Raw genomic sequence first — 16,772 nt, forward strand, 5'->3', positions numbered from 1 at the left:
CCAGGAAAAATAAGATGAAAACCACCCAACGCATCGTCCTCGCTTCCCTGCTGGGCCTATCCGTGGCCGCCACCGCCGCCACCCTGCTGAAAGTCGATCCCGCCAAGACCAGCGTGTCGGCCGTGTTCAAGCAAATGAACGTGCCCGTGGAAGCGAAGTTCAAGAAATTCAATATCGCCATCGATTACAACCCGGCTACGCCGGACGCCTCGAAAGCCTCGGTGGAAATCGAAACGGCCAGCATCGATATCGGCGACCCGGAATACAACAAGGAAGTGGCCAAGAAAGAATGGTTTAACGCGGCCCAGTTCCCGAAAGCCACCTTCGTTTCGAGCAGCATCAAGGCCGCCGGCGCGGGCAAGCTGACGGTCAGCGGCAAGCTGAGCATCAAAGGCAAGACCACCGACGTGACCTTCCCCCTGACGGTCAAAGCCGATGGCGGCAAATATGCCTTCGACGGCGCCCTGCCGATCAAGCGCCTGACCTACAACATCGGCGAAGGCGAGTGGAAAGACACGAGCATGGTTGCCGACGAAGTCACCATCAAGTTCCACGTCGCTGCGCAGTAACACCCGAAAAAACGTCCATGGCTGCATTGCTCTTGCCTCGTCGTACTATTCGTACTGCCTTCGGCAAGGCGCCTGGCCCTGAACGTTTTTCAGGCGTTACATATCAGATCACCGCCCAAAAATCTGTTGTTTAACTTAGTTAGGAATTCAATGAAATTGAAGCACTTGATGATCGCCGTGCTGGCAGCCGCCGGCGTGGGTTCGGCCATGGCCGCTACCGACACCTACAACCTCGACCCGACGCACACTTTCCCCAGCTTTGAAGCCGATCATATGGGCATGTCCGTGTGGCGCGGCAAGTTCAACAAGACCAAGGGTACGGTCACCCTGGACCGCGCCGCCAAGACGGGCAGCCTGGACCTCGTCATCGACGCCGATTCGATCGATTTCGGCCTCGACGCCATGAACACGCACGCGAAAAAAGCGGACATGTTCAACGTCGAAAAATTCCCGCAAATCACCTACAAGAGCAAATCGCTCAAGTTCGACGGCGACCAGCTGGTGGAAGTCGATGGCGAACTGACGCTGCTGGGCGTAACCAAGCCCGTCAAGCTGAACGTGAGCAAGTTCAAGTGCATCATGCATCCGCGCTACAAGCGCGAAGTGTGCGGCGCCGATGCCACGGCGGAATTCAAGCGCAGCGACTTTGGCCTGAACTACGGCATGCCGGCGTTCTCGCCGGAAGTCAAGCTGGCCATCCAGGTGGAAGCCATCAAGGCCGACTAAACACGGCCTTGCCACATGACAAGCCCGCCTCGCTGCCCGCAGCCAGGCGGGCTTTTGCATGCGCAGCGCGAATCCGCTGGACTTTTCTATCGTGCGGCATCACTATCCATTGGCATGATGTTGTTCTGACATGGCACACCCACTTATCCACCGCGCGGAGGACTACATGAATTTCATTATCTGGATCGTTATTGGCGGCGTCATCGGCTGGCTGGCCAGCATGGTCATGAAAACGAATGCGCAACAGGGCATCTTCCTCAATATCGTCGTCGGCATCGTCGGCGCCTTCCTCGGCGGCTGGCTGCTGGCCCCCCTGTTCGGCACGGGCACCATCAATAGCGACAATTTCAACCTGGCTTCTCTGCTGGTCTCGTTCCTGGGCGCCGTGATCCTGCTGGGCATCGTGAATCTTTTGCGCCGCGGCAAAATACGCTAAGCAGACACATGACAGCGCATCAGCAAGTGGCCGGGCCGCGCAAGCGCCCGGCCATTTTTTATTGCTGGCAAGACAATTGTATGGACAATACCACAGCCGCGGCACGAGAAAATGCCCGTTCGCAGCCCACTCCTGCCCCTGCAACGCCGAAAATAGTGCAATTTTTACAAGCAACTACAAACATGCCCTCGGGAAAATGTGATTGACTAGTGCGAGTTCGATACGGATACTCTAGGTCGCCCGCTGAGAAAAAACACTGGGTACACGTTGGTTCCGACTTCCCTTCATGTAAAAGACTAGAACTCGAATGAAAAAATCTTTAATCGCGCTCGCCATCCTGAGCAACTTCGCACACGCCGACGAAGGCATGTGGATGCCCCAACAGCTGCCACAAGTGGCCAAGGAACTGAAAGCGGCCGGACTGAAACTCGATCCGACCAACCTGACCAAACTGACCGAATTCCCCATGGGCGCCATCGTCAGCCTGGGCGGTTGCTCGGCTTCGTTCGTCTCGCCGCAAGGCCTGGTTGCCACCAACCACCATTGCGTCTACAACAGCGTGGCGGTCAATTCGACCAAAGAGCGCGATTTGCTGGCCAACGGTTTCCTGGCCAAGACGTTCGCTGAAGAATTGCCGGCCGCCCCAGGCAGCCGCATCTTCGTAACCTCGGCCGTGACCAATGTCAGCGACAAGATCATCACCGCCGACGTGGCCAAGCTGCAAGGCAAGGCACGCATCGACGCGATTGAGAAAAACCAGAAGAAACTGGTGGCCGAATGCGAAAAAGAAGCCGGCTTCCGCTGCACCGTGTCCGCCTACTACGGCGGCCTGGAGTTCTACCTGATCAAGCAACTGGAAATCCGCGACGTGCGCCTGGTGCACGCGCCTCCGGCAGGCGTCGGCAAGTTCGGCGGCGACACCGACAACTGGATGTGGCCACGCCACACGGGCGACTACGGTTTCTACCGCGCCTATGTCAGCAAAGACGGCAAAGCTGCCGACTTCAGCAAGGACAACGTGCCTTACCAGCCAAAACACGTGCTGAAACTGGCCAAGGATGGCTTGAAAGAAGGCGATTTCGTGATGGTCCTGGGCTACCCTGGCCGCACCAACCGCCACCGCCTGCCATCGGAAGTGGCGTACACGTTTGACTGGAACTACCCGGCCTTCGTGAAAGCGTCGGGCGAAACCCTGGCCATCATCGCGCGCGAAACCAAGGACAACAAGGATGTTGCCCTGAAATACGCGGGCCAGGTTGCTGGCGTGAACAATTACTACAAGAACCGCCAAGGCATGCTGGATTCCTACGCCGGCAGCGACTTCCTGGCGCGCAAGACGACGGAACACGAAGCCCTGAAAACCTGGGTCAACGCGAATGCTGCCCGCAAGGCGGAATTTGCCGGCGACATCGAGCAAGTGGAAAAGCTGATCGCCGAGCGCGATGCCGACACCAAGCGCGATTTCTTCCTGAGCTACGCACAGCCACGCCTGCTGAACACGGCACGCAGCCTGTACCGCCTGTCGAACGAAGGCACCAAGGCTGATACGGAACGCAAGTCCGGCTACCAGACGCGCGATTTGCCACGTCTGTCGTCGAGCATCACGTCGGTCGAGCGCACCTACGATGAAAAAGTCGACAAGGCACTGGTACTGAACAGCCTGACCAAGTACGCCGCGCAACCGGCAGCACAGCGCCGCGCCAGCTTTGACGCCGCCATCGGCATCAAGGACGGCATGTCGCAAGCCGACCTGTCCGCCGCCCTGGACAAACTGTATGCGGGCAGCAAGCTGGCCGACAAGGAAGAACGCGCAGCGTGGCTGAAACGCACGCCAGCCGAATTCCAGGCCAGCAAGGACAGCTTCATCCAGGCAGCCGTCGCCATGTATCCGGATTCGCTGAAAAACGAAGCGGAAGACGAAGAACTGGCAGGCAAGATCCAGCAAGCCTACGCCAATTACATGAAAGCAAAGATTGCCTTCATGAAGAGCAAAGGCCAAGCCGTCTATCCTGACGCCAACAGCACCCTGCGCGTCACGTTCGGCAAAGTAGCCGGCCGTGACCACGGCGCCGACGGCACCACCTGGTCTGCCTTCACCACCGTCAATGGCGTCGTTGCCAAAGCCACGGGCCAGGGCGAGTTCAATGCACCAGCGAATCAACTGGCCGCGATCAAAGCCAAGGACTTCGGTAAATTCGTCGATCCCAAGCTGAAAACCGTGCCGGTCGACTACCTGGCCACCCTGGACATCACCGGCGGTAACTCCGGTTCGGCTGCCCTGAACGCCAAAGGCGAATTCATCGGCCTGGCCTTCGACGGCACCTTGGACTCGATCATTTCCGATTGGGACTACAACAAGGCCAACACCCGTTCGATCCAGGTCGACCTGCGCTACATGCTGTGGAACATGAAACACATCGACCACGCAGACAACCTGCTGAAAGAAATGGGCGCTGAATAACAAGAAGCAATAACCCGGCAACGGGCGCTTTAGCCTGAGCCACTCCTGCGGGAGTGGCTTTTTTTCGCCTAACGTTTTACTTTGGTAAAACGGTAAGGTACGGCTTGCTCTTCGCCAAACACTGGCGCCCTGCCACTTCCCAGCGGCAGCATGACCCGCCGGCCATCCTGCAGCAGCAAGGCCAGGTCGGCGCCGGGAAAGCGCTGCGCCAGCAGCGGATAGGCGGGCCGCGCGATACCGGCGGCGGGAATCACGATGCGGTAGTCGCCATCGCCAAAGTCCAGCAGCAGCGCGGAAAGCTCATCTGGCCCCGGCAGCGCCGTGATGCGCAGGCGCGCGCTTCCCTTGACGAGCTCGAAAGCGGACCACAGGGGCAGGCTGCGCTGCATGGAGCCGATCCGCAGCTGCGGCGCGTGGCGCGCCTGCGCCGACGTCAGCACGATGTCAGGCCGTTCTTCCGGCACGGCGCCATCGACGGCCAGCAGCCAGCCCCGGTAACGTATCAGCGCGCCCTGCGCGGCAGCCGTGACAGAACCGCCCTGCGCCACAGGCTCCTTGCCCGCCGGCAAGCGCAACGGCGCCGCCTGCGCCGCCAGGCATATCCCCCACACCAGCGCCGCCATCGCCGACTTGCCCATGCCGCCTCCCCTCGTGCGTGAAACGTATTCATAACACAAGTACGGCAACAAGCCCCTGCGGCGCCTCAAGGCAAGAGCGCCGGTGCTACAATTGGCCCCTAGCGGGCGTACTTACCCAGCGCGCCTTCCCCCTCCCAGACTCAGACCGCTATGCCACCAGACTTGCGCACGACCTACGAACTCGGTAACCACAACCAGACCACGACCTGGCTGGAATGCATCACCTTCTATCAAGATCTTGCCGCACGCTATCCGCAAGTGCTGCACTTCGAACAGATCGGCCTGTCCGACTCGGGCGTGCCCATCCACGCTGGCGTCGTCAGCGCGGACGGCGTGTTTGACCGCGAACAGATCAAACGCGCGGGCCGCACGGTGTTCTTCAACAACAACGGCATCCACCCGGGCGAACCGGAAGGCATCGACGCCTGCATGGCCATCGTGCGCGACCTCTGCACGCAGCCGGAACGCCTGGCGGCGCTGGGCAGCACCGTCTTGCTGTTCATTCCGATCTACAACGTCGATGGCAGCCTGAACCGCGCCAATACATCGCGCGTGAATCAGGATGGCCCGGAGCAATTCGGTTTCCGCGGCAATAGCCGCCACCTGGACTTGAACCGCGACTTCATCAAGTGCGACAGCCTGAACGCGCAAGTGTTCAACCGCCTGCTGGCCAGCTGGGACCCGGACGTGATGGTCGACACGCATACGTCGAACGGCGCCGACTATCCGTACACGATGACCCTGATCCACACGCAGACGGATAAGCTGGGCAACGGCCTGGGCCCCTTCCTGCAAGACACCATGCTGCCGCACATCTTTGCGCAGATGGAAAACGCTGGCTGGCCCACCTGCCCGTACGTGAACCCCGTCAAGGACAGCCCCGACCACGGCATTGCCGAATTCCTCGAAGTGCCCCGTTTCTCGACCGGCTTTGCGGCCTTGCATCACGTCATCGGTTTCATGCCGGAAACGCACATGCTGAAACCGTTTGCCGACCGCTACGCTTCCATGCGCGCCCTGCTCGACATCACCATGGCGTTTACCATTGAACATGGCGAACAGATCAAGCAATTGCGCGCGCTGGCAAAAGCAGCTGGCCGCACGCAAGCCGCATGGCCGATCCACTGGGCCATGAATGAAGAGCAGCCGTCGACCTTCCCCTTCAAGGGCTATGCGGCGCAATACACGCCGAGTCTGCTGGGTGACTACCAGCGCCTGTCCTACGACCGCTCGCAGCCGTGGGAACGCGATATCGCCTACTACAACCGCTTCGATGCGGACGTCACCGTGGCCGCGCCGAAAGCCTATATCGTGCCGCAAGCGTGGCGCGAAGTGATCGAACGGCTGCGCTGGAACGGCGTCGAAATGAGCCGCATCACCACCGAACAGACGCTAACGGCCCGCTACTACCACATCGCCTCTGTCGGCACGCGCGCCACGGCCTACGAAGGCCACATGTTCCACGACCATGTAGAACTCGAAGCGCGCACGGGCCAGTTCACCGTGCAAGCGGGCGATTATGTCGTCAGCCTGGATCAGGACAACGCCCGCTACGCCGTGGAAACGCTGGAGCCGCAGGCGCATGACAGCTTCTTCCGCTGGGGTTTCTTCAATAGCGTGCTGGAGAAGAAAGAAGCGTTTTCCGATTACGTCTTCGAAGACATGGCATCCGAACTGCTGCGCGATGAACCGGCGCTGGCGGCCAAGTTTGCTGACTGGAAAGCTGCCAATCCCGCCTTGCTGAGCAATCAGGAGGCCGTGCTGAACTTCATCTTTGCACACTGCCAGCGCTTTGCCGAGCCGGAATGGCGGCGCTACCCAGTAATCGCCCTGATGTAAATCCGGGCTGTAGCGACGGCAACATCCTGGCGCCGCATCGGAGACCCCGGTGCGGCGCCTCTTTCTGTGCCCTACCCACAAGGTAATCCCATGCACTACGCACTGAACCTGCGCACCTTTATTTACAGCCATTATTTTTATCTGGGCTTGCGCGTGGCCATCGGTCTCGTCGGCCTGGCCTTGCTGACCCAGGAAATCAGCGATAGCGCCACCGCCATGACGGTATGCATCGGCGCCCTGTGCACGACCTTGATGGACATGCCCAGCCCGCTGCGCCACAAGTTCAACGAAATGCTGGCCTCGGTACTGCTGTGCAGCGCCGTCACCTTATTGATCAGCCTATGCGGGCCCGTGCAGTGGCTGTTGATGACGGTGCTCGTCCTCGTCAGTTTCCTCGCCAGCATGATGGTGGTGTACGGCAAGAAATCCATGCCCTTGCAACTGGCCGCCCTGTTCATCATGACGATGTCGATGGAGCACCAGATGACGTGGCAGCAATCGTTCCACCACGCGGGCCTGTTCATGCTCGGTGGCCTCATCTATCTGGCTTACGCCATGGCCATCGCCTGGGTCTTGCGCCACCGCATCAAGCAGCAAGTGCTGGCCGAAGCCCTGTTCGAACTGGCCGCCTACATCGACATCAAGGCCGATTTCTACGACACGCGTTTTAACCTGACGGAGCAGTTCAACAAGCTGGTGCGCCATCAAAGCATTTTGGCCGACCGCCAGCAAGCGTCGCGCGACCTGATTTTGCGCAGCCACAAGAACAGCAAGGATGCCATCGTCGTGCAAGTGCACGTATGCATGCTCGATCTATATGAACTGATCCTTTCCACGCACACGGATTACGCGCTGCTGCGCCAGCACCTGGCCGACTCCGACGTACTGAAGTCCTTGCACGACCTGGCCTACAAGGCGGCGCGCGACATCGAAGCCGTGGCCTACGCCGTCACGCGCAAGCGCGCCTCGTATGCGCAGATCAGCTACGACAAGGAATGGGCCGACATCGAAGGAGAAATTGCCCGCCTGCAGGCAAAGGGAGAAAATGCGCAGGAAGCGCTGGCCACCCTGCGCGCGCAGCGCAACAAGATCCGCGCCATTCTGAAAATGATCGCGGAATTGCACCTGGCCAGCCAGAAAGTCTACGACAACGTACCGTTCTGGAGCGGCGCGGACATGGCGCCATTCTTGTCGCAGCAGAAATATGAACTGAAAACCCTGCTGTCGAATCTGCGCCTGGATTCGCCCGTATTCCGCTTCGCCCTGCGCGTATCGATGGCGATCTCGGTAGGCTTGCTGATTGGCCACTGGCTGCCGTATGCGGCCCACAGCTACTGGATTGTGCTCACCATCGTCATCATCCTGCGCCCCACGTTCAGCATGACGCGACAGCGCCGCGCCGACCGCATCATCGGCACCATCATCGGCTGCGTGATCACGGCCATCGTGATCCGCTTCGTGCACAGCAATATCGTGCTGATGGCCATTTTGTTCCTCTCCATCGTGGCCACGCCCACCTTCATTTATTTGCGCTACCGCTACACGGCCATCGCCGTGAGCCTGATGATCTTGCTGCAAATGCACCTGGTGGCGCCCAGCAACCCGAACCTCGTCAGCGAACGCCTGATCGATACCCTGATCGGCGCAGCCGTGGCCACCGTGTTCAGCTTTGTGCTGGCCAACTGGGAATACCAGAGCCTGCCGCGCCTGGTGCGCCAGGTGCTCAATGTAAACCTCAGCTATATGCAGGCCAGCTTCGCGCTGTTGCAGGGAAAGTGTTTCGATGATTTCGCCTACCGCATCGAGCGCAAGCGCTTGATGGACAGCCTGGCCGCGCTCAGCTCGGCGCTGGTGCGCATGCTCGACGAACCGGCCAGCAAGCAGCGGGCCGTGGAAGACATCAACCTGTTCATCGTGCAAAATTACTTGCTGGTGGCCCACGTCGCGGCCCTGCGCTCCATCTTGGGACGCCACGCCAGCCAGCTGCCCGTCGCGCCCGTCAACGCCTTGCTCAGCCACAGCCATACGCAAGTGTGTTTGACCCTGTCGCGCGCGCTGGAGCAGCTCGACAACCAGGCCACCATCAGCGCGCCGCTGGCTCCCCCTGCCGCGCCGCCCGTCAGCGACGTGGCCTGGTCCGGTTGGCCGCTGGTGCAGCGGCGCATCCGCCTGTTGCAAGCCGATGCCGACAAGATCGTGATACATAGCGCGGCGATCGTACACATTGTGACACCGCGCTAAATCCCCGGGATCTATTTCAGATAGCGCTCAAACCAGCCGATTGTACGTTTCTGCAAGTCGCGCTGGTGCTCGGGCTTGCGGAAGGAGTGCCCTTCGCCATCGTAGATGAACAGGCTGGACGGTACGCCCATGGCGCGCAAGCCGTGCCAGAATTCCAGCGACTGGGCCGCCGGCGTTTCCACGTCGCGCTCGCCCACGTAGATCAGGGTCGGCGTCTTCGCCGCCTTGATCGATTCGATGGGCGAGGCACGGCGGTAGACCTCCGGCTTGTCATAGGCGGAAGCGCCAAAGAACGGGATCATCCACTGATTGATGCCGTTCTGGCCGTAATAGCTGATCCAGTTCGACACGCCCGCACCGGCCACGGCCGCCTTGAAGCGGTCGCTGTGCGTGACGCCCCACATGGTCATGAAACCGCCATACGAATGGCCGATCAGGCCCAGGCGCTGGCCATCGACGGGCGCCACTTTTTGCACCGTATCGATGCCGGCCAGGATGTCGCGCCAGTCGCCGCCGCCGAAGTCGGCCATATTGGCGCGCGTAAATGCCTGGCCCTGGCCAAAACTGCCACGCGGATTGGGCAGGAAGACGAAATAGCCCTTTTGCGTCAATTCATGGATCAGGGTGCTCGCCCCCACGTAACGGGGCGAGGCAGCCGCACCGGGGCCGCCATGCACGTTGACGATCATCGGATACTGCTTGCCTGCTTCCGTCTTCAACGGCCCCAGCAGCCAGCCTTGCACCTTGTATTGCTCGTTGTTCCAGCCCACGTTCTGCACCGTCAGCTGCGGCGCAAAACCGTCATTGTCACGCGTAATCTTTTTCAGCTGGCCCACCGGTCCCGCCACCAGGTAAGAAGCATGCGTAAAGGCTTCCTGGGCAGCGGCAGCGTACTGGCCGTCGGCGCTGAACGACAAGCGGCCGTCGCTGCCGCTGCTGCTCAGTTCACCAAGCATCACCGGCCGGGCCGGGCCGCTTTGCGCATCGACGGGCACCAGCGCCAGCTGCGAATCGATCAGGGCCGTTGCCAGCAAACCGGCGCCGCGCCAGACGACGCCATTGAAGGTGCCGCGATAGTCGGGTGTGAGATTGCGTGGCGTGCCGCCGGCTAGCGGCACGGTGTAGAGATCGCCGCCGATGGAGCCGAAATCGCTCATCAGGCCGCCGATGAAGACCACCGTCTTGCCATCCGGCGAGACGGAAGGCAGGTTCAGCTGCATGGCTGGCGACGCGATCACGCGCAGGGCGCCCGTGGCCGCATCAATATGGCTGAGCTTGGCAACCCACCAGTTGCTGTCGCCATTGCCTTGCGCGCTGGTGGCAACAAAGCCGCGGCCATCGGGCGTCCAGCTGTATTCATACACATAGGTGTCGCTTGGCGACAGCAGACGCGGCTCGCCGCCGCTGGCCGGCACGACGGCGATGCGCTGGGCATCGTCTTCGCTGCCCACTTCGCCCACCTGGCGCACGCCAGCCTCCACGGCGCCGGCCAGCTTGCGCGCGCCCACCGTGGCCAGCAGAGCCAGCTGCTTGCCATCCGGCGACCAGCGCACCGTGCTGGCCACGCCCTTGATAGTGGTCAACACACGTGCCTGCGCCTGCGACAGCGTGGCCAGGTACAGCTGCGCCGTGCCCGCCTTGGCGTCGTAGGCAATGAAAGCCAGCTGCCGGCCATCGGGCGACCAGCTGGGCTTGTCGTAGGAACACACGATACACGGATCGAATTGCTGCACGATGGCGCCGTTGGCGGCGTCGCGCACGACGATGGCCGCATGCGGGCGCTGCGGCTGCTCGCCCGCCTTGCTCGATTCGATGGCGGCGATGCGCTGGCCATTCGCGGACAGGGCCACGGCGCGGTAATCGCGCAATGCCGGCTCCGTTGCAGGGGCGGCCTGTGCCGTGTTGCCCAGAAGACTGCTTGCCAGCAAGCCGCAAACGGCCAAATCAGTTATTTTCATCATGTAAATTCCGGTTAGAAATAAAAAAAACCGCCGGCAAGCGCGGCGGTTTTGGATGGAACAGACTGCATTAGCGGGCCTTCTTGCCCAGATGCGAATGCCGCATGCTGTACAGGAAATAAATGGCCACCGTCACCGCCATCCACACGCTGAACACGACAAACGTCGTATGCGGCAAATCGCGCATGATGTACAGGCAAGCCAGGATGCTCAGGCCAGGAATCACGTACGGGCCGAACGGCACGCTGAAGCCTTCGATGCGGTTGGCGCCCTGCTTGTGGCGCAGCACGGGCACGGCGATCGAGACCACCATGAAGGCTGTCAGGGTACCGATGCTGACCATGTCCCACAAGTACGTGGCATCGACGGAACCGGCTACCACGGCCACCACCAGGCAAACGATGATGGTATTGCTGACCGGCACCAGGGTGCGCGGGTGGATTTTCTGGAACGATTTCGGGATCAGGCCGTCGCGGCTGACGGCAAACAGGATGCGCGTCTGGCCGTAGATCGTCACCAGGGTCACGCTGAAGACGGAAATGACGGCGCCGGCCGACAGCACCAGCGCGGGCCAGGTCTTGCCCGTGACGTTTTGCAGGATCACCGCCAGGCCCGCTTCCTGGCCTTCGAACAATTTCGCCTGCTGTGCGCCGAGGGCGGCCACGGCCACCAGCAAATAAAACACGGTAACGATGAGCAAGGCGCCGAGAATGCCGCGCGGCACGTTGCGCGTGGGATTTTTCACTTCATCCCCCGCCGTCGCCACCGTATCGAGGCCGATAAAGGAGAAGAAGACAGTACCGGCCGCAGCTGTGACGCCCGTCATGCCGGCAAAGCCCTTGCTGTTGTCGGCATTGAAGAAGGGGAAGAAATTGTCGGCGTTAAAGCCGGAAAACGCGATGACGATGAAAAATACGAGGATCGCCAGCTTGATGATGACCATGATGGCATTCATCAGGGCCGATTCCTTGGCGCCGCGCAGCAGCAAAAAGCCGCACATGCAGATCAAAAAGATCGGCGGCAGGTTGATGTGGCCGGCATGAAACTCCATGCCATGCGGGCCGGAAACGATCATCGGCGTGCGCAGCATCTCGGGGATGTGCCAGCCGAAGGCATTTTCCAGGAAATTATTCAGGTAGGACGACCAGCCGATGGCCACGGCACTGCCCGCCAAGCCGTATTCGAGCAGCAGACAGGCGGCCATGATGAAGGCAAGAAACTCGCCCACGGTGGCATAGGCAAACGAATACGAGGAGCCGGAGGCGGGTATGCGGAATGACAATTCCGCATAGCACAAGGCCGTCAAGCCGGCCGTGATGGCGGCGATCAGGAAAGACAGGACGACCGATGGGCCCGCCTTGGGGACGGCTTCGACCATGGTAAAGAAAATGCCCGTGCCGATGGTGGCGCCGACGCCGATCATGGTGAGGGAAAACAGGCCGATGGACCGGCTCAAGCCACTGCTGCTGAGGCCTTCACCATATTCGACCGTGGTATCGATCGGCTTGGTGCGGCAAAGTTTCTGGACCAGGGTTTGGCTCACTAGCATTCCTTTATGAGGCATGCACTTGAACACCTGCCAAAACCTACTGCGCGTCGTGATTTGCGGCCTGCGATGCTCACTGTGCATTCGCACAGCTGCGCTTCTTAGCCACAACTCGCATCCGCTCGCTACGGTTTTGTCAGGTGTCGTTCGAAACATGACGGGTAAAAACACTTAAAAACGGCGCTCCGGCCCTACCTGGCAAAAAACCGGAAAGATCGCGTCCATTTTCAAAACTAAGCGATTATAGGGCTTTCATCGGCGTAGCTAAACAGAAGTTTGATGCAAGGAAACAACGCCAGGCGTGCGCCGCAAAACGCGCACTGGCGCTAGGGGAACATGGAATTGCCAATATGAAAGAAAAAGCGCGCCGCTGCTGGAGCAGGGGCGCGCTTTCGGTTCAGCTCAGCCGAGCCGGATTACTTCTTGCCCTGCGGCGCATCGGCCGGCGGCCAGCCTGCCTCGTAGCCTTGCGGCACGTCATCGCGCCGCTCTTTCGGCGCCAGGCCCAGTACGTAGTACAGCACCGTCAGCAGGATCAGCCAGGCTGGTCCGACCATCAGGGCGATGCGCGTATCGGGGAAATACGCCATCAGACCGATCACGAGCGCCAGGAAAGCCAGCGAAATCCAGGAACCGTAAGGCGCGAACGGCATGCGGAAGGCCAGGTTCTTGATTTCCAGCGGCGTCAAGGTCTTGCGGAACTGGATCTGCGTGACGAGGATCACGCCCCAGGTCCAGACGGCGCCGAAGGTGGAAATCGAGGTGACCCAGATAAACACTTTTTCCGGCACCATGTAGTTCAGCAGCACACCGATCAGCAGCGCCACGACGGACACCAGGATGGCGCGGCGCGGCACGCCGCTGGCCGTGGTTTCCGCAAACGCCTTGGGCGCCTGGCCTTGCAGCGCCAGGTTGTACAGCATGCGGCCTGTGCTGAAGATGCCGCCATTGCACGACGACAAGGCCGCCGTCAGCACGACGAAGTTGATGATGCCGGCGGCTGTCTTGATGCCCAGGCGTTCGAACGTCATCACGAAGGGGCTGCCGGTGGTGCCGATTTCATTCCATGGATAGATCGACAGGATGACGAACAGCGCGCCGACATAGAAAATCAGGATGCGCCAGAACACGGAATTGATGGCGTCGGGAATCGATTTCTTCGGGTTCGCCGCTTCGCCAGCCGTCAGGCCGATCATTTCCACGCCCAGGTAGGCAAACATCACCATCTGCAGCGACATCAGCACGCCCTGCGCGCCATTCGGGAAGAAGCCGCCATGCGTCCACAGGTTCGAGATACCGATGGCCACGCCGTCGTTGCCGAGACCGAAGATGATCATGCCCGTGCCGCCGATGATCATCAGGATGATGGTGACCACCTTGATCAGGGCAAACCAGAACTCGAACTCGCCGTAGGCTTTCACGGCCAGCAGGTTGATGGCGCCCATGGAGCCCAAGGCCGCCAGGGCCCAGATCCAGCGCGGCACGTCGGGGAACCAGATGCCCATGTAGATGGCGACGGCGGTAATTTCCGCCACGCAGGTGACCAGCCACAGGAACCAGTAGTTCCAGCCCGTCAGATAGCCTTGCAGGGGACCCAGGTAATCCTGGGCATAGCGGCTGAAGGAGCCGGCCACGGGATTGTGCACGGCCATTTCGCCCAGCGCGCGCATGATCATGAAGATGACCGCGCCACCGATGATGTACGACAGCATGATGCCGGGGCCGGCCATCTTGATGGCGTTGCCGGAACCCAAAAACAGGCCCACGCCAATCGCGGCACCCAGCGCCATCAGGCGGATCTGCCGCTCGCCCAGGCCGCGGTGCAAGCCTTGTTCACTCGTTTTCATTACGTGTCTCCGTTTTTTTCTTGAATACACCGATCCCTCCACCCCAATGGCGGTTCCGCTCTTGCTGGAAAGGAGGAAAAGGCGCGCCGGCGGCAAGCGCCGGCATGTTCAGATGATCAGGCCAGTTCGGCGATCAGCTCGATCTCGACGCAAGCGCCCAGCGGGATTTGCGCCACGCCGAAGGCGGAGCGGGCGTGCTTGCCGCTGTCGCCGAAGACTTCGACGAACAGTTCCGAGGCGCCATTCGTCACCAGGTGCTGTTCCGTGAATTCGGACGTGGAATTGACCAGGCTCATGACCTTGACAATGCGCTTGACCTTGTTCAAGTCGCCGCCGCAGGCGTCTTGCAAGGTGGCGATCAGTTCGATGGCGATGCCGCGCGCTGCGATCTTGCCTTCTTCCGTCGTGACATCCTTGCCCAACTGCCCCACCCAGACCTTGCCATCCTTCTTGGCCAGGTGGCCGGACAGGAAGACGGTGTTGCCCGTGCGGGCATGCATCACGTAGGCGGCAGCTGGTGCGGCAACGACTGGCAGTTCGATGTTGAGGGCTTTGAGTTTTTCGTAAAACGACATGCTATTTCTCCAAGAAAACAATATAAGCGAAACCAAAATTCATGCACGGCAGGGCACGGAGGATGACGCCCTGGCAGCGCGGCAGTGACCGACAACAGTGCCAGATTAAACGTCATCATATTGGTGAACCAGCAGTTTTAGTTCACAAATAGGCCCGGTTATTCAGTGGATTATACCGACAATCAAACAAAATTCAGCATCGGTTCATGAAGCATGCTCTACAGGCATCGAGCGTGACTTTTTTCATTAAATTGTCACTTGTGCAATATCAAGCCCTCCGGGTCAAGGTTTATCGCATCCAGAAATGCCTGGTCGTGCGAAACCACAAGTAACGCGCCCTGATATTGCAGCAGCATCTGCTCCAGCGCCTGCAGGCTGGCCAGGTCCAGATGGTTGTCAGGCTCGTCAAGCAGCAACAGTTGCGGCGGCGCCTGCGCATACAGCTCGGCCGCCAGCGCCACCTTCATGCGCTCGCCGCCACTGAGCAGACGGCTGGGCATGGTGGCGCGCGCGCCGGCAATGCCCAGCAGCGCCAGCCGCGTGCGCAGCTCGCCTTCCGGCATGCTGCTATGGCGTTCCTGCAAGCGCTGCACGGCGCTCCACTCGCCGTCCTGCAGTCCCGCATGCTGGTCCAGCCAGGCTACCCTGGCATGGCAGCGCAGTTCGCCGCTGGCGGGCGCCAGCTGTCCGGCGATCACGCGCAGCAGGGTCGACTTGCCGCTGCCATTGTCGCCCGTCACGGCCAGGCGGCGCGGCCCGTTCAGTATCAGGTTGATGGCGTGCGCCTGGCCATGCGGCAAGACCAATTCGCGCAGCTCCAGCAGCAGCTTGCCGTTCGGCACGGCACTCTCGGGTGCCAGCAGCAACCGTTCGGCCTCGGGCGCGCAGCGGGCGCTGGCGTCCATCACCCTTTGCTGGCGCGCCTGCTGCGCCTCTTGCGCGCGCACGCGCAGCCTGCCCTGGCTATCCTGGCTTTTCTCCTTTTTCGCATCGAGCAGGAGCTTGCTTTGATTGCCTTCGCGGCCCTCGCGTTCACCGCGCGTCACCCGTTTCTGTTGCCGTTCTGCCTGCTGCTGCGCCTCGCGCTGTTCGCGTCTGGCGCCGGCCTTTTCCGCCTGCAGGGCGGCCGCAAAACCGGCCTGCTCCAGCGCGCGCTGCTGCGCATACATCGCGTAATTGCCGCCATAGCTGCGCAAGCCCTGCGGCGACAGCTCGGCGATTTCATCGACGTGCTCGAGCAAGCCGCGGTCATGGCTGACCAGCAGCAAGCCGCCAGGCCAGCGCGCCATCTGCGCCACCAGGCGGGCGCGCTGCTGCGCATCGAGATGGTTGCTCGGTTCATCGAGCACCAGCCAGTCCGCCTGCGACAGCCAGGCGCCTTGCAGGGCGATGCGCTGGCGCTCGCCGCCGCTCAAGCTGGCCGTTGGCGTATCGGCATCCACATGGCGCAAATCGAGCGCATCGAGCGCCTGGCGCAGGCGCGCATGGGCATCCCAGCGTTCGCCCACCAGGGCATAATCGGCTTCGTCGATGCTGCCTTCGGCGATGCGCGCCAGCGCCGCCAGCAAGCTGGTCACGCCAGCGAGGGCCGCCACGGTGGAATAGTGCTGCGGATCGAGTTCCTGCGCCACGTAATGCACGCTGCCGTCACAGCGCGCGGCGCCAGAAGACGGCTGCGCCTGGCCCGCCAGCAGACGCGCCAGCACGCTCTTGCCCACGCCGTTATCGCCGACGAGGCCGATACGTTGCGGGGCAAAGGAAACTTGCAAATCGGAAAACAGGGTGCGGCCATCGGGCAGCACGAAGGAAAGACGGTCGAGTTGTAGTAATGCGGGCATGGATACTCCTTGTACGTGCAGACAGGGCTGGCGAACCCGCGCGGCGCAAGGCGCTGTGGCGGGATGGGCGAGGCCGTGCACAGCACGGCAGTATCAAT

At 61.1% G+C, this 16,772-nt stretch carries 12 protein-coding genes; 6 read left to right on the forward strand and 6 right to left on the reverse strand.

Annotated features, from left to right (window positions below; genetic code table 11):
* The first annotated feature begins 14 nt into the window (after positions 1–14).
* From LSO07_RS27860 to LSO07_RS27875, 4 genes are all read left to right on the forward strand, one after another.
* Positions 15–569 carry a YceI family protein gene (locus LSO07_RS27860; protein ID WP_034778891.1) on the forward strand — a complete coding sequence of 185 codons (555 nt, stop codon included), beginning with the start codon at positions 15–17 and terminating at the stop codon, positions 567–569.
* 150 nt (positions 570–719) lie between these two features.
* Positions 720–1,295, forward strand: coding sequence for a YceI family protein (locus LSO07_RS27865; RefSeq protein WP_034778892.1), 576 nt, complete (start codon positions 720–722; stop codon positions 1,293–1,295).
* A 166-nt stretch (positions 1,296–1,461) separates the two neighbouring features.
* Entirely contained in the window at positions 1,462–1,731 is a 270-nt protein-coding gene (locus LSO07_RS27870; RefSeq protein ID WP_151097424.1) for a GlsB/YeaQ/YmgE family stress response membrane protein, read from the forward strand.
* Between the two features lie 307 nt (positions 1,732–2,038).
* Complete coding sequence (locus LSO07_RS27875; RefSeq protein WP_070254752.1) at positions 2,039–4,192, forward strand: S46 family peptidase; 2,154 nt, start codon at positions 2,039–2,041, stop codon at positions 4,190–4,192.
* Positions 4,193–4,260: 68 nt separating this feature from the next.
* Here LSO07_RS27875 and LSO07_RS27880 read toward each other — a convergent pair whose 3' ends face one another.
* Positions 4,261–4,830, reverse strand: coding sequence for a hypothetical protein (locus LSO07_RS27880; RefSeq protein WP_151097427.1), 570 nt, complete (start codon positions 4,828–4,830; stop codon positions 4,261–4,263).
* Between the two features lie 150 nt (positions 4,831–4,980).
* Between LSO07_RS27880 and LSO07_RS27885 the strand changes: the two genes are divergently transcribed.
* Both LSO07_RS27885 and LSO07_RS27890 read left to right on the forward strand, forming a co-directional pair.
* Positions 4,981–6,669, forward strand: coding sequence for a M14 family zinc carboxypeptidase (locus tag LSO07_RS27885; protein WP_151097429.1), 1,689 nt, complete (start codon positions 4,981–4,983; stop codon positions 6,667–6,669).
* 90 nt (positions 6,670–6,759) lie between these two features.
* Positions 6,760–8,910 (forward strand): FUSC family protein, encoded by a 2,151-nt coding sequence (locus LSO07_RS27890; protein WP_151097432.1) that lies wholly within the window; start codon positions 6,760–6,762, stop codon positions 8,908–8,910.
* Positions 8,911–8,921: 11 nt separating this feature from the next.
* On the opposite strand, the gene LSO07_RS27895 is transcribed toward LSO07_RS27890, so the two are convergent.
* The 5 genes from LSO07_RS27895 to LSO07_RS27915 form a co-directional block, all read right to left on the reverse strand.
* On the reverse strand, positions 8,922–10,871 hold the full coding sequence (locus LSO07_RS27895; RefSeq protein ID WP_225317443.1) for a S9 family peptidase: 1,950 nt from the start codon (positions 10,869–10,871) through the stop codon (positions 8,922–8,924).
* Positions 10,872–10,938: 67 nt separating this feature from the next.
* Positions 10,939–12,411: an amino acid permease gene (locus tag LSO07_RS27900; RefSeq protein ID WP_080753216.1), complete on the reverse strand. Its 1,473-nt coding sequence runs from the start codon at positions 12,409–12,411 to the stop codon at positions 10,939–10,941.
* A gap of 419 nt (positions 12,412–12,830) precedes the next feature.
* Entirely contained in the window at positions 12,831–14,261 is a 1,431-nt protein-coding gene (locus LSO07_RS27905; protein ID WP_034778907.1) for an amino acid permease, read from the reverse strand.
* A 116-nt stretch (positions 14,262–14,377) separates the two neighbouring features.
* Positions 14,378–14,836, reverse strand: coding sequence for a RidA family protein (locus tag LSO07_RS27910; RefSeq protein ID WP_034745569.1), 459 nt, complete (start codon positions 14,834–14,836; stop codon positions 14,378–14,380).
* 254 nt (positions 14,837–15,090) lie between these two features.
* The gene (locus LSO07_RS27915) at positions 15,091–16,674 is read right to left on the reverse strand and encodes an ATP-binding cassette domain-containing protein (RefSeq protein WP_151097435.1); all 1,584 of its coding nucleotides are present in this window, start codon (positions 16,672–16,674) and stop codon (positions 15,091–15,093) included.
* Positions 16,675–16,772 lie beyond the last annotated feature (98 nt).

It is taken from the genome of Janthinobacterium sp. PLB04, assembly GCF_021165895.1.
Lineage (GTDB): Bacteria > Pseudomonadota > Gammaproteobacteria > Burkholderiales > Burkholderiaceae_D > Janthinobacterium > Janthinobacterium lividum.